The organism is Bacillus cereus group sp. BfR-BA-01316, assembly GCF_022664195.1.
In the GTDB taxonomy this organism is placed as follows: Bacteria; Bacillota; Bacilli; order Bacillales; family Bacillaceae_G; genus Bacillus_A.
This window is the reverse complement of record NZ_JAKUGX010000010.1, coordinates 16,317-29,710: the sequence shown is the minus strand read 5'-3', so window position 1 is coordinate 29,710 and position 13,394 is coordinate 16,317. Positions and strand designations below refer to the sequence as shown.

The window sequence follows — 13,394 nt, the reverse complement described above, 5'->3', positions numbered from 1 at the left end:
CCTTGTAGAAAGCCTTTTCTTATAGGCTTTCTATCCCTTTATTGGAGCTGATGTAAATTGATGAAAACATCTTCTGCAAGACATGTCACTACTCGTACAATCTGGCTAATCCCCTTTTTATTTTTCATTCATAACCTTGAAGAAGCTTTCCAGATGCCACAATATCTTGCTAATCAATTTTCAATTCATCTTATAACTAGCCAACAATTTTTCATTGCAATTTCCATATTAACAACCTTTGTCTTAATCATAGTCTTTCTATATCAATTAAGCATCATATCTTCTATTTACTGGATCATTTTTATACAGGGCTGTATCTTTTTTAACGCCGTTCAGCATATTATCTTGTATTTCATTTATCGTTCTTATAATCCAGGTGTAATATCAGCAACTTCCATTATTCTGTTTTCTATTTTCTTCTTTTCATCAGAAAAATGCTTAATCAATAAAAGGAATTTAGCAATTACACTCATTTTCAGTTTACTCTCTTACCCAATCATAATTTGGATTACCTTATTATTAGCTAACTGTTTTAAATAAAAAAAGACCAGGAAAACTCCTGATCCATCACTCTACTTAACAAACATTGGATTCTATGTTATACAAAATTGGAAGGTACAGAATTAGGGTTTTGTTTGTTAAGTAGATTATATGTTGAACGAGCTAACAGTGGAGGGGTTCCTACTGTTAGCCGTTAAACCCAATAATTATTTTACGATTTTTTCAAGCTCATCAAGTGAAAGATCTACTGAAATTGAACCATCATTTGTTTCTTTCTTAATTGCATCTGTTACTTCTTTTGAATGATATAGTTCAATTACTTTTTTCAGTGTTGGATCATCTTTATCTTTCGTACGAGCTGCGAAAATATTAATATAGGCCTTTGCATTTGTATTTTTTGGATCTTCTAAGAAAATTGGATCCTTCGCTGGGTCTAATCCAGCTTGACCAGCAACACCATTATTAATAACTGAAGCCGCTACATCTTTTAACACACGAGGTGTTTGCTGTGCGATAACCGGTGTAACCTTTAACTTCTTCGGATTTTCAGCAATGCCGCTTGGATCTCCAAATAGACCGAAATCTTTCTTAAGCTTTAATAATCCAGCTGCATCAAGAAGTTTTAATGCACGCGCTTGGTTCGTTGGATCATTTGGAATAGCAATTTCTGAACCATCTGGGATTTCATTTGCTTTCTTATATTTTTCAGAGTATAAGCCCATCGGTGCAATTTGCGTTGTACCAACTGCTGTAATATCTATCTTATGCTCCTTCTTAAATTGCTCTAAGAAAGCAATATGCTGAAATGAGTTTAGTTCAATATCTCCATCAGCTAACGCTTTATTTGGCGTTGTGTAATCAGAGAACTCAACCAGTTTAATTTTAATTCCTTCTTTTTCAGCTTTTTTCTTTAAAATTTCCCAAGCGTCTCCATCTGTTCCAGTTACACCTACGCGAACTACTTTCTCTTTCGCTCCTGCACTTGTGTCTCCACCTGTGCAGCCGCTTAAGGCTGTAATTCCTACAATCGCTGATAATGCAAATGCTAAAATTTTCTTCATTTTCTTTTCCCCTCTTCCTTTTTATGATCTGCGTAAAAAGACTTTCGCAAAGTAGTTTCCTAAATTTTGAGCTACCTGTACAAGAATAATAAGTAAAACGACCGTTACGAACATAACTGACGTATCAAAGCGTTGATAACCATATGTCATTGCTAAGTCACCAAGACCGCCACCACCGACAAGCCCAGCAACTGCAGAAAATTCAATTAAACCAACTGTCATAAACGTGACACCTAAGATTAATGGTGCTAAAGCTTCTGGCACGAGGATTTCAAAAACAATTCTAAGTGGTGAAGCGCCCATTGCTTGTGCTGCTTCAATTACCCCTTTCGGAACAGAAACAAGATTTGTTTCAACCATTCTAGCAATACCAATTGATGCAACTAACGTCATTGGGAAGATTGCTGCTGTTCCAATCGTCGTTCCAATAACACTTCTTGTTATCGGACTTAAAGCTACTAAAAAGATAATGAATGGAACCGGACGAATTGTATTAATTACGATATTAAGAATAGAAAAGACCCATTTGTTTTCTAAAAAGTTTCCTTTTCTCGTTACGTATAAAAGTAAACCTAGAGGTATACCAAGAATTGTAGCAAATATAAGGGTTACAATTACCATTAAGAGGGTATCCCCTGTCGCATCTAATATGCGAGGCCAAAATATACTCCAATCAACTCGCATGAGCTTCCACCTCCTTCAGCTGTACTTGCAGTCTTAGATGTTGTAATGCTTTTTGAATTTCTTTCTGTTCACCTTGTAGTTCTACAAGAAGATTTCCAAATAGCACATTTTGGAGTTCAATAATATTTCCGTAAAGAACATTTACATCGACGTTATAGTTTTTCGCAATATATGATAGTACAGGCTGCCCTGTCTCTTCCCCAGTAAAAGTCAGGCGATAAATCTGACCTCCGTTTTGAATTTTCGCTAGAACACTTTCTGGTAAGTGATCATTAATAACAGAGCGTACAAAATTTTGAGTTGTCTTTGTTTTTGGTTGTGTGAAAACATCAAACAGTTTTCCTTCTTCAATTACTTTTCCTTTTTCCATAACGGCTACACGGTGACAAATTTCTTTCACAACGTGCATTTCATGTGTAATAAGTAGAATCGTTAAATTGTACTCTCTATTTACTTTCTTTAATAAATTTAAAATTTCTGTCGTTGTTTCCGGATCTAAAGCTGATGTTGCCTCATCGCATATGAGAATATCTGGTGATGTCGCAAGTGCTCTTGCAATCCCAACACGCTGCTTTTGCCCCCCTGATAACTGTTCTGGATAATAGTTCGCTTTATCTTCTAAACCAACAAATTTTAGTAGTTCATTCACTCTTTCTTTTATCTCATTCTTCGGCAATTTCGCTAACCTTAATGGATAAGCAATGTTCCCAAACACCGTTCTTGAATTAAATAGATTAAAGCTTTGAAAAATCATTCCAATTCTTTGTCTTAGTTTCCGTAATTCTTTCGCCGATAATGATGTAATATCTTTATCATCTATTGAAATTGTTCCTGCAGTTGGTCTTTCTAACATATTTACTAAACGTAATAACGTACTCTTCCCTGCACCACTAAATCCGATAATGCCAAAAATTTCGCCCTTTTCAACTGACAACGTTACATCCTCCACGGCATGAACTGATTGTCCGCCTGATTCATATACTTTACTTACATTGTTAAAAGAAATCATTTTCTTCCCTCCTATATGCTGTAAAAACTTGAAGTAGAGCTTTCGAGATAAAATAAAAAGTGCTCTCCTTCTTATCAGTAATAAAGATAAGAAGGAGAGCACTTATATATGTACTCATTCACATCTTCTCATCTTCCAAGCCTTTATAGGCTTGCTGGAATTAGCACGGTATTAAAAAACCCGTTGCTGAGGTATCGTAGGGCCAGTCCCTCCACCTCTCTGGATAAGAGTGTATCGATTTAATTGTCATTATAGAACTCAGAATAATAAGAGTCAATACATTTTTTAGAAAAACATTAATTATCCCTCTATTAAAATTTTCAAATAAAAAATCACAATACAATAGTAATTTTTATAGTTATGTAAAATCCTCCTCACTCATACTTTTAAAAAGGAGAATCTTCTCTACTAATTGAATAACAGTATTTGAATATGAAATCGGAGGAAGATAAATATATGAAAACAGCCCTTTTGCTCATCGATATTCAAAATGATTATTTTCCAAATGGAAAGATGGAATTACGTAATCCAGTAGAAGCAAGTGAATATGCTAGTCAGCTACTACAACATTTTAGAATTAGAAACGAACCTATTTTTCATATCCAACATGTAGCTATAAAAAATGACGCTACTTTTTTCCTACCCAATACAGAAGGTGTCCATATTCACGAAAATGTCCGTCCACTTAGAAAGGAAACTGTTATACTGAAACACTATCCAAATAGCTTTCGAGAAACTGACCTTCTAGAGCGATTACAACGTTCAGAAATTGAGCACGTCGTAATTTGCGGAATGATGACCCATATGTGTATTGATGCTACAGTAAGGGCTGCTTTTGATTTTAGCTTTCATTGTACCGTTATACACGATGCTTGTGCGACAAAAGATCTTTCATTTAAAAACGCTACTATACCAGCTGTTTATATTCACAATGCAATTTTAGCGAGTTTAAATGTAGTATATGCAAATGTAATGAGTACCGAAGAATTTTTAACCACCTAAAAAAACACTCCTTTCAGTTAGCAAAACCGAAAGGAGTGTTCTCTTGTCGAACCATAGATTTTCTTTCAAATTGTATTATACAGGAAATTCTCAAAATGAATACTAAAAAATATGACTAATAAGTCAATTTTTCTCGTTGTTTTGTTTCTATTTTCATGTTTATCCCGATATTAATAGGGTTTAGCTGGTTTTAAATAACACATAGTAATATTTGGTAAATATTTCTCGGTTCAAATTAACTAGCTTCTATTATAGAGAGTTTCTCAAAAAGAAGAGATCTTCACAGACTGTGAAGATCTCTTCTACTATTTCTTATAAAGTTTCAGAAGTAGTTTTTGCTTGCATGTGAAGTGCTAAGTAATCAGGGCCACCAGCTTTAGAGTCTGTACCAGACATGTTAAAGCCACCGAATGGTTGGTAACCTACGATTGCACCAGTACATCCACGGTTGAAGTATAAGTTACCAACGTGGAAGTCTTCACGTGCTTTTTCAATATGGTCACGGTTGTTAGAAACAACTGCTCCTGTTAAACCGTATTCTGTATTGTTTGCAATTGCAAGTGCATGATCAAAGTCTTTTGCTTTACAGAATGCTACTACTGGCCCGAAGATTTCTTCTTTCATTAAGCGAGCATCTTCTGCAACGTCAGCAACGATTGTTGGTTGGATGAACCAGCCTTTAGAATCGTCTCCTTCGCCACCTGATACGATTTTACCTTCTTCTTTACCAATTGCAACATAGCTCATTACTTTATCGAATGCAGCTTGGTCATTAACAGGTCCCATGTTGATATCTTTTGCATCTGGGTTACCTACTGTTAATTCTTTTGTTAATTCAACAGCACGATTTAATACGTAATCGTACACATCTTCATGGATTACTGCACGAGAACATGCAGAACATTTTTGTCCTGAGAATCCGAATGCTGATGCAACGATAGATTTAGCTGCTAACTCAAGATCTGCTTCTTTATCAACAACGATTGTATCTTTACCGCCCATTTCAGCGATAACACGTTTCAACCAAATTTGTCCTGGGTTTACTTTTGCTGCACGCTCGTAAATACGAATACCTACATCGCGAGATCCAGTGAAGCTCACGAAACGTGTACGAGGGTGATCTACTAAGTAGTCACCAACTTCAGAACCATTACCTGGAACGAAGTTTACTACGCCAGCTGGTAAACCAGCTTCTTCTAATACTTCCATAAATTTCGCTGCTACTACAGGAGTTGTACTAGCTGGTTTTAGTAATACTGTGTTACCAGAAACTAAAGCAGCCGTTGTCATACCTGCCATAATTGCGAATGGGAAGTTCCAAGGAGAAATGATAACACCTACTCCTAATGGAATGTAAGAGAAACGATTATATTCAATTGGACGGCTTTCTACTGGAATACCGTCTTTTAATTTTAACATTTGACGAGCATAATATTCCATAAAGTCAATTGCTTCTGCTGTATCAGCATCTGCCTCATTCCATGGTTTACCTGCTTCTTTTACAAGAATAGCAGAGAACTCATGTTTTCTACGACGAACGATTGCTGCAGCACGGAATAAAATGTCTGCACGCATTTCTGGTTTTGACTTTCTCCAAGTTTGGAATGTTGCATCCGCTACTTGCATTGCTTTTTCAGCTAATTCACGGCTTGCTTTTGAAACGCGACCAACAAGTTCCTCTTTATTTGCAGGGTTTACAGAAACAATTTTGTCTTCTGTAGTGATTTTTTTTCCCCCGATAATTAATGGATAGTCTTGTCCAAGATAAGATTCTACTTTCTTTAAACCCTCTTCAAACGCTAATTTGTTAGCCTCTACTGAAAAATCTGTAAATGGCTCATGTTTGTATGCTACTACCATTTTTTTAGCCTCCCCTTAGAAAAACGTTTACATTTTACAACATTATTCTACACGATAATTTAGATTTATTCAAATATTCCTAGACTTATATTTTAAAAATTAATAAATTTTTAAAATATAATAAAAAAAAAGAGATTCATACATACGTATGAATCTACAAAATATGAGTATATTCCAAAACATTTTTCCCGATTAATAAAATAGTAACTAATAAAAATAAAGTCCTTACATATCCAACACCTTTTTGAACCGCAAACTTCGATCCAAAATAAGCACCTAAAATCATTGATAATCCCATAATTATACCGTATTCAAAATGAATCACATCTAAAAATAAAAAAGTAATTAAAGATACGATATTACTAACGAAATTCAAAAGTTTTCCAGATGCTGCCGCTTGAATAAAATCCAAACCAATTAATAAAAATGCAAAAATTAAAAAGGATCCTGTCCCTGGTCCAAAAAATCCATCATAAAACCCTATCATTAAAATAACAAAGAAAAACATTAATGTTTTCCCTTTTGTCATCTTTTTATAGGTAGATGCACTTCCCCAATCTTTTTTCGCAATAATATAAATGGCAATAAAAACCAACATTACGAGCACTAGTGGACGCAAAATATCCGGCGGAATAAACTTTACTACTAAAGCACCTGCGACCGCTCCAATAATAGTTAACGGGATTAACTTTCCTACAATCCGAAAATCAACCTTACCTGATCGAATAAAATAAATTGTACTCGTAAGCGTCCCCATCGTTGCTGCCAATTTATTCGTTGCGATTGCCGAGGCTGGTGATAAACCAACAAACATAAGTGCAGGAAGCGAAATTAACCCTCCCCCTCCAACAACCGAATCAATAAAAGCAGCTAAAAACCCGAATGCAATTAATAAAATAATGACTTGAAAGCTTAGTTCTTCCATGAATTTACCCCTTACCCCTTTATTTGTAACATTTAAAATTATAACAAAATTTTCCGAGAAAAAAAGCTGTTCCTTTATGGAACAGCTCTCATCTTTAATCTAAAATTTTTACAAACGGTTCATCTTGCTTCGCTTCACGTATAATAATTGCTTCTGGACGTTCTACAGATTTAATTGTTACTTGTACTTTCATATAATTTGGGAAGTATTCCATAACAAGTCCTGCTACATATTGTGTAAAACCAATTACTTCAGCTTTCCCATTAAATTGGACAGGAATATCAAGTTTCATTTCTTTTAGTTCATCGTCTTTATACATTCCAGTACCGATAACAGCTGTATAATCCCCTTGGAAATACTCGCTTAATTTTATTTTAAAGTTTGTCACCCTCATAATGTCTTCACGTTTATCGGCTTTTGCTTGTTCAGACGGGAACAAGTAATATTTCTCATTGATTGGTTGCCAATCCTCAACCGTTTCACTGCCTTTTTCTACCTTAGCATAAGAAACAAAATTCCCTGGCACAAGTGAAGACTTTGGACCTTGACGATAAATTGCAAATGTTATCGGAACATTTTTTGTGTCAGCGTCTTTTTGATGCATGAATTTCAAGATTTCTTGTGCCATTCTTTTCCCTTCAGCTAACATTTTTTCATCTGGGATTGCAGCCTCACGTGGATACCCATGCTCTTCCTCATAATATTGAACAGAATTCATCGCCAATCCAATTACAATGCCACCACGTTCAACATCGTTCTCACCTTTTTGTACGTAGTAATCATGCTCTAAAATATTTGAGATATACATTGGATTTTTTTTATTTTTCACTTCTAGTGACTCTGAACCTTCACTTAAGGCTGGATTCAGTCCGATATTCGGAAATTTAACTGCATCCTTTTTCAACTTGTCCTCTAGCTCTTTTTGTTCAGCATCTGTACGCTTTCTTTTTACAAGCATTTGTATATTTTGAGCATCTAGAACCTTTCCGCCTTTAAAGAAATAGTCTTTCGTGCTAAATGATTCTTTCGCAATGCGCATTAATCCAGTTTCAAACTCATCTATATCAAGGCGACTGTTTAAACCTTGTACAACTAAACCACGTGCCTCACCTGGAGCAAATGGAACCGTTGTCTTATAATATTCATCCGAAATGGAGTATTTCGGGATAACCGCTTGTTCTTTCGCTTTCCCCGATTTCTCAACTACTTTTTCATCCTTATTGGAACCCATGCTACACCCACTTACAAGTAGGCTAAGACTTAATACCGCTAACGCTATTTTTTTCATCGTAAGTTTGCACCTCTTACTTATTCAGCTCTTGTAAGAACCTATCTTCATTCCAAACTTCAACATTGTGCTTCTCTGCTTGCGCTAATTTCGAACCAGCAGCTTCACCAGCAACAACTAAATCCGTACTTTTACTAACACTTCCTGTTACTTTTCCACCTAATGCCTCAATCTTCTTCTTCGCTTCACTGCGTCCCATAACTTCTAATTTCCCTGTTAAGACGACAGTTTTCCCTGCAAAGTACGATTCAACATTTTGTAGATCAGCAACTTTTATACCTTTGTATGCCATGTTCACGCCATACTCTTTAAATTGTTGTAATAGCTCTAATACGTCTTCATTATCGAAATACGTTACAACGGATTGAGCCATTTTTTCACCAATCTCGTTAATTGTTTTTAGTTCTTCTTCCGTTGCTTTCACAAGCTCATCCATCGTTTCGAAATGCTCAGCAAATGTACGTGCCGCTTTCGCTCCGACGTGACGAATACCAAGACCGAATAATAATCGCTCTAATGAGTTTTCCTTAGAATTCTCAATTGCTTGTACTAAATTTGTTGCTGATTTTTCACCGAAACGTTCTAGCTGTAATAATTGCTCTTTCGTCAATGAATATAAATCAGCAAACGTACGAATATAATCCGCATCAAAGAGTTGTGTAATTACACGTTCTCCAAGTCCATCAATATTCATTGCATTTCTTGAAACGAAATGGATTAATCCTTCACGAATTTGAGCTGGACAAGTCGGATTTATACATCGAAGTGCTACTTCTTCTTCTAAACGAACAAGTTCACTCTCACATGCTGGACAATGCGTTGGCATATGATATTCTTCTTCCTCACCAGTACGCTTATCAAAAATAACGTTCACAACTTCAGGAATGATATCCCCAGCCTTTTTCACAACAACGTAGTCACCAATTCGAATATCCTTTTCACGAATTAAATCTTCGTTATGTAAAGAAGCACGACGAACGATAGTTCCAGCCACTCGCACTGGCTCTAGCTCTGCAGTTGGTGTTACAACCCCTGTGCGGCCGACACTTAATTCAATCCCTGTTAATCTCGTCACAACTTCTTCAGCCGGAAATTTATAAGCAATTGCCCACCTCGGACTCTTTGCTGTGGTTCCTAAGCTTTCTTGAATAGCAACATCGTCTACTTTTATAACGATTCCGTCAATCTCATAATCAAGATGCGGGCGTTTCTCTTGCCACTCTTCTACATAGGCTATTACGTCTTCAATTGTTTCACATGTACGACGATTTGGATTCGTCTTAAATCCAAGCTCACCTAAGAAATCCAGTGATTCACTGTGGGATGGAATTGTTTTTTCTTCTACATTAGCAAGACCATACACAAACATAGATAAGTTACGCTTCGCTGCAATTTTCGGATCAAGTTGGCGTATCGATCCTGCTGCCGCATTACGTGGATTCGCAAATACATCTTCACCATTTTGCTCTTTTTCCTCATTTAATTTAACGAATGAACGCTTCGGCATATAAGCCTCGCCTCGCGCTTCTAACGTTACTTCTTCATTTAATCGAAGTGGAATTGCTTTAATCGTTTTCAAGTTTTGGGTAATATCTTCACCCGTTACACCATCACCACGTGTTGCACCTTGAATAAAGCGTCCTTTTTCATAATGAAGTGAAACAGCAAGTCCGTCAATTTTTAATTCGCATATATATCTTACATTCGTATCATCAATTCCTTGACGTACTCTTCGGTCAAAATCACGCAAATCTCCTTCATTAAATGCGTTACCTAAACTTAACATCGGTGATTTATGCGTTACCTTTTCAAATATATCAAGTACAGTTCCCCCAACTCGAATAGAGGGGGAGTCTTCCGTTACAAATTCAGGGTTCTCTACTTCTAATTTCATAAGCTCCTGCATATCACGGTCATATTCCGCATCAGAAACAGAAGGATTGTCTAATACGTGATATTGATAGTTAAATGTATTTAACAAATCACGCAGTTCTTCTATACGTTTTTTGGCTATCTCTTTTGACATATCCTCAGTCCTTTCCTATTGTTTCGTCACAGGTGCAAATTTTGCTAATAAACGTTTAATACCAATTGGGCTTGGGAAAGCAATATCTAATTCTTTTGCATCACCTTCACCCTTTACACTTACAACTGTACCAACTCCCCACTTCTGATGAGAAGCTTTATCTCCTATTGCCCAGCCAATTTGCTCGCCACCTGTTGTCTTAACAGCCGGACGCACGAAAGCTGAACGAGAACGTGTTGTAGTTGCGCTTGTCGTTCTTCCTTTTGCACCAAACGAAGTTTCACGCTTCGGTGCTGTTTCGTTTAATGGTTCTACTAATTCTGCCGGAATTTCTGTAATAAATCGAGATGCTGCATTCATACTTGTTCTACCAAATAAAGTACGCATTTGAGCATTGGATAAGTATAGCTCTTCTTCTGCACGAGTAATACCTACATAGGCAAGACGACGCTCTTCTTGCATTTCATCCTCTTCCATAAGAGAACGAGTATGCGGGAATATCCCTTCCTCTAAGCCAACAATAAAGACAACTGGGAACTCTAATCCTTTTGCTGAGTGCATCGTCATTAAAATAACTTCTTCACCAGCAGTTGGATCTTCATCTACACGATCAATATCCGCAACAAGAGCTAAGTCTGTTAAGAATGCAACAAGGCTCTTATCTTCGCTTTGAGATTCGAATGTTTGCGTAACAGATAAAAACTCGTCTAAGTTTTCTAAACGACCTTCTGCTTCTAAAGAACGCTCATTTTTCAACATATCGCGATAGCCTGTTTTTTCAATAACTTCTTCTACTAATTCCGTAACAGATAAATACTCTTGCATATTTACCCAGTTGTGTAATAAACCTGCGAATTCTTTGACTGCCTTTGTAATTTTTGCACTTACTCCAACATGCTCAATCTCATCTAATACAGCAGTTAATGAAATTCCATTTTGTACACCGTAGTTAATAATTTTATCAATAGAAGTCGCACCAATCCCGCGCTTTGGCATGTTAATAATACGTGCAAAACTAATCTCATCTTCTGGATTCCCAATTAAACGTAAGTACGCCAAAATGTCTTTAATCTCTTTACGGTCGTAGAACTTAGTACCGCCGACAATTTTGTAAGGGATATTAGATTTTAGGAAAATCTCCTCGATCATACGAGACTGGGCATTCGTACGATATAATACTGCAAAATCAGTATATTTTCGGTTCCCCATTTGAATATCATCACGAATTTTTTTCGCAACAAAATACGCTTCGTCCTTTTCAGTTGCAGCACGATAATACGAGATTTTGCTTCCAATTTGATTGTCTGTCCATAATTTCTTCGGTTTACGGTTTGAATTTTTTTCAATTACAGCATTAGCTGCATTTAAAATATTTTGTGATGAACGATAGTTTTGTTCTAACAGAATAACTTGCGCATTCTCATAGTCTTTTTCGAATGACAAAATGTTAGAAATATCAGCACCACGCCAGCGGTAAATAGACTGATCCGAATCACCAACAACACAAAGGTTTTTAAAACGTGATGCCAAATGTTTAACAAGAAGGTACTGCGCTTTGTTCGTATCTTGATACTCATCAACGTGAATATATTGGAACTTACGCTGATAAAACTCTAGTACTTCTGGAACACGCTCAAATAGCTGAATCGTCGTCATAATTAAATCATCAAAGTCTAATGAGTTATTTTTCAGAAGGCGTTTTTGATATTCTGTATATACATCGCTCGTTAATTTTTCATATGGATCAGCGATTGTAATTTTTTTTGCATATTTATCTGCAGATAACAGTTCATTTTTCGCATTACTGATACCCGCTAAAATAGAGCGCGGCTCAAACTTCTTCGGATCAATATTACGCTCCTTCATAATTTTCTTCACGACAGTTAACTGGTCGCCCGCATCTAAAATTGTGAAATTACGATTTATACCGATACGATCTATATCACGTCGTAAAATACGAACACACATTGAGTGGAACGTAGAAATCCAAATATCTTCTGCCTCTGGTCCAACAAGTTTATCAATACGCTCACGCATTTCACGAGCAGCTTTATTTGTAAAGGTAATTGCTAGTACATTCCATGGCGCCACACCTTTTTCACCAAGTAAATATGCAATACGGTGTGTTAACACACGTGTTTTCCCACTCCCTGCGCCTGCCATTAATAGAAGTGGTCCATTTGTTGTTTGTACTGCTTTTTGTTGTTGCGGATTTAAACCATTTAATAACTTATCTGTCATACTCATATGCGCCTGCACCTACTCTCCTTTTACTGCTTTAACTGTTTTTAACGCAGCTTTTATATCATCATAAATAACATTTCCAACAACTACTGTATCAGCATACTGTGCCATTTCTTTCGCTTGTTCTGCATTGGAAATACCACCGCCATAATATAGCTTAGCTTGTTTCAATTCTGCTTTTACATTTTTAACAAGTTCAATATCTCCATACGTCCCGCTATATTCTAAATAGAATATCGGTAAATGTAATAGCCTGTCTGCTAAACGTGCATATGCAATAACATCATCTTCTGTTAAATCACATTTTGCATCTGTAAGCTGGGCTACTTTCGCTTCTGGATTTAAAACACAATACCCTTCCATGAAAATTTCGTCCCAGTCCATAATATCCCCAAATTCTTTCAATGCCTCATGATGAACACCTGTTACCCATTCTACTTTTCGGCTATTTAAAACACTTGGGATGTAATAAAAATCAAATCCCGGTGTAATTGCTTCCAAATCAGACACCTCTAACACACAAGGAACTGCATATCTACGAATGCTAACTAGCATGTGTAATACGTTATCAATTGTAACTCCATCACTTCCGCCTACAATAACAGCATCCGTTCCAGATTCACAAATCATTTCTAAATGTTCGTCGCTTAACTCCTTATTTGGATCAAGCTTAAATACATGTTTCCATCCGGAAATATCGTACATGAAAACACCCTTTCTTTTCTCTAGTCATATCTATATTTCTGTTCAAAATAACAGTTGATTTTTATCAGGAGTTTTTAAATTCCTTGCTA

Annotated in this window: 11 protein-coding genes and 1 riboswitch; of the genes, 2 read left to right on the top strand and 9 right to left on the bottom strand. The window is 36.4% G+C overall.

Translation table 11 applies throughout. The features are described from left to right. Nucleotides 1–57: 57 nt before the first annotated feature. On the top strand, nucleotides 58–540 hold the full coding sequence (locus MR071_RS10470) for an HXXEE domain-containing protein (protein ID WP_242235904.1): 483 nt from the start codon (nucleotides 58–60) through the stop codon (nucleotides 538–540). 167 nt (nucleotides 541–707) lie between these two features. Here MR071_RS10470 and MR071_RS10465 read toward each other — a convergent pair whose 3' ends face one another. Genes MR071_RS10465 through MR071_RS10455 form a run of 3 tightly spaced genes read right to left on the bottom strand, consistent with a single transcriptional unit; the run spans nucleotide 708 to nucleotide 3,255 of the window. Beyond that, nucleotides 708–1,562 (bottom strand): MetQ/NlpA family ABC transporter substrate-binding protein, encoded by an 855-nt coding sequence (locus MR071_RS10465; protein ID WP_242235902.1) that lies wholly within the window; start codon nucleotides 1,560–1,562, stop codon nucleotides 708–710. 21 nt (nucleotides 1,563–1,583) lie between these two features. Continuing rightward, nucleotides 1,584–2,246 carry a methionine ABC transporter permease gene (locus MR071_RS10460; RefSeq protein ID WP_242235901.1) on the bottom strand — a complete coding sequence of 221 codons (663 nt, stop codon included), beginning with the start codon at nucleotides 2,244–2,246 and terminating at the stop codon, nucleotides 1,584–1,586. After that, nucleotides 2,236–3,255 (bottom strand): methionine ABC transporter ATP-binding protein, encoded by a 1,020-nt coding sequence (locus tag MR071_RS10455; protein WP_002029486.1) that lies wholly within the window; start codon nucleotides 3,253–3,255, stop codon nucleotides 2,236–2,238. Before MR071_RS10455 ends, MR071_RS10460 begins: the two co-directional genes overlap by 11 nt. A 125-nt stretch (nucleotides 3,256–3,380) precedes the next feature. Next, a riboswitch (SAM riboswitch) is annotated at nucleotides 3,381–3,485 on the bottom strand. Between the two features lie 202 nt (nucleotides 3,486–3,687). Between MR071_RS10455 and MR071_RS10450 the strand changes: the two genes are divergently transcribed. Continuing rightward, a complete protein-coding gene (locus MR071_RS10450; protein ID WP_242235899.1) occupies nucleotides 3,688–4,257 on the top strand; it encodes a cysteine hydrolase family protein in 570 nt (189 codons plus the stop codon). Between the two features lie 312 nt (nucleotides 4,258–4,569). On the opposite strand, the gene pruA is transcribed toward MR071_RS10450, so the two are convergent. From pruA to pcrB, 6 genes are all read right to left on the bottom strand, one after another. Next, nucleotides 4,570–6,117, bottom strand: coding sequence for an L-glutamate gamma-semialdehyde dehydrogenase (pruA, locus tag MR071_RS10445; protein WP_242235897.1), 1,548 nt, complete (start codon nucleotides 6,115–6,117; stop codon nucleotides 4,570–4,572). A gap of 154 nt (nucleotides 6,118–6,271) precedes the next feature. Continuing rightward, on the bottom strand, nucleotides 6,272–7,042 hold the full coding sequence (locus MR071_RS10440; protein ID WP_016128243.1) for a TSUP family transporter: 771 nt from the start codon (nucleotides 7,040–7,042) through the stop codon (nucleotides 6,272–6,274). Nucleotides 7,043–7,136: 94 nt separating this feature from the next. Then, complete coding sequence (locus MR071_RS10435) at nucleotides 7,137–8,330, bottom strand: CamS family sex pheromone protein (protein WP_105586214.1); 1,194 nt, start codon at nucleotides 8,328–8,330, stop codon at nucleotides 7,137–7,139. A 16-nt stretch (nucleotides 8,331–8,346) separates the two neighbouring features. After that, nucleotides 8,347–10,356 (bottom strand): NAD-dependent DNA ligase LigA, encoded by a 2,010-nt coding sequence (gene ligA, locus MR071_RS10430; protein ID WP_242235896.1) that lies wholly within the window; start codon nucleotides 10,354–10,356, stop codon nucleotides 8,347–8,349. 15 nt (nucleotides 10,357–10,371) lie between these two features. Continuing rightward, a complete protein-coding gene (gene pcrA, locus MR071_RS10425; protein ID WP_242235894.1) occupies nucleotides 10,372–12,603 on the bottom strand; it encodes a DNA helicase PcrA in 2,232 nt (743 codons plus the stop codon). Nucleotides 12,604–12,615: 12 nt separating this feature from the next. Then, nucleotides 12,616–13,305: a heptaprenylglyceryl phosphate synthase gene (gene pcrB, locus MR071_RS10420; RefSeq protein ID WP_105586212.1), complete on the bottom strand. Its 690-nt coding sequence runs from the start codon at nucleotides 13,303–13,305 to the stop codon at nucleotides 12,616–12,618. Nucleotides 13,306–13,394 lie beyond the last annotated feature (89 nt).

What these genes read in the sequence shown, in the direction of transcription:
- MR071_RS10465 (WP_242235902.1), bottom strand. Translation starts at nt 1,562, where the DNA reads ATGAAGAAAATTTTAGCATTTGCATTATCAGCGATTGTAGGAATTACA.
- MR071_RS10460 (WP_242235901.1), bottom strand. Translation starts at nt 2,246, where the DNA reads ATGCGAGTTGATTGGAGTATATTTTGGCCTCGCATATTAGATGCGACA.
- MR071_RS10455 (WP_002029486.1), bottom strand. Translation starts at nt 3,255, where the DNA reads ATGATTTCTTTTAACAATGTAAGTAAAGTATATGAATCAGGCGGACAA.
- MR071_RS10450 (WP_242235899.1), top strand. Translation starts at nt 3,688, where the DNA reads ATGAAATCGGAGGAAGATAAATATATGAAAACAGCCCTTTTGCTCATC.
- pruA (WP_242235897.1), bottom strand. Translation starts at nt 6,117, where the DNA reads ATGGTAGTAGCATACAAACATGAGCCATTTACAGATTTTTCAGTAGAG.
- MR071_RS10440 (WP_016128243.1), bottom strand. Translation starts at nt 7,042, where the DNA reads ATGGAAGAACTAAGCTTTCAAGTCATTATTTTATTAATTGCATTCGGG.
- MR071_RS10435 (WP_105586214.1), bottom strand. Translation starts at nt 8,330, where the DNA reads ATGAAAAAAATAGCGTTAGCGGTATTAAGTCTTAGCCTACTTGTAAGT.
- ligA (WP_242235896.1), bottom strand. Translation starts at nt 10,356, where the DNA reads ATGTCAAAAGAGATAGCCAAAAAACGTATAGAAGAACTGCGTGATTTG.
- pcrA (WP_242235894.1), bottom strand. Translation starts at nt 12,603, where the DNA reads ATGAGTATGACAGATAAGTTATTAAATGGTTTAAATCCGCAACAACAA.
- pcrB (WP_105586212.1), bottom strand. Translation starts at nt 13,305, where the DNA reads ATGTACGATATTTCCGGATGGAAACATGTATTTAAGCTTGATCCAAAT.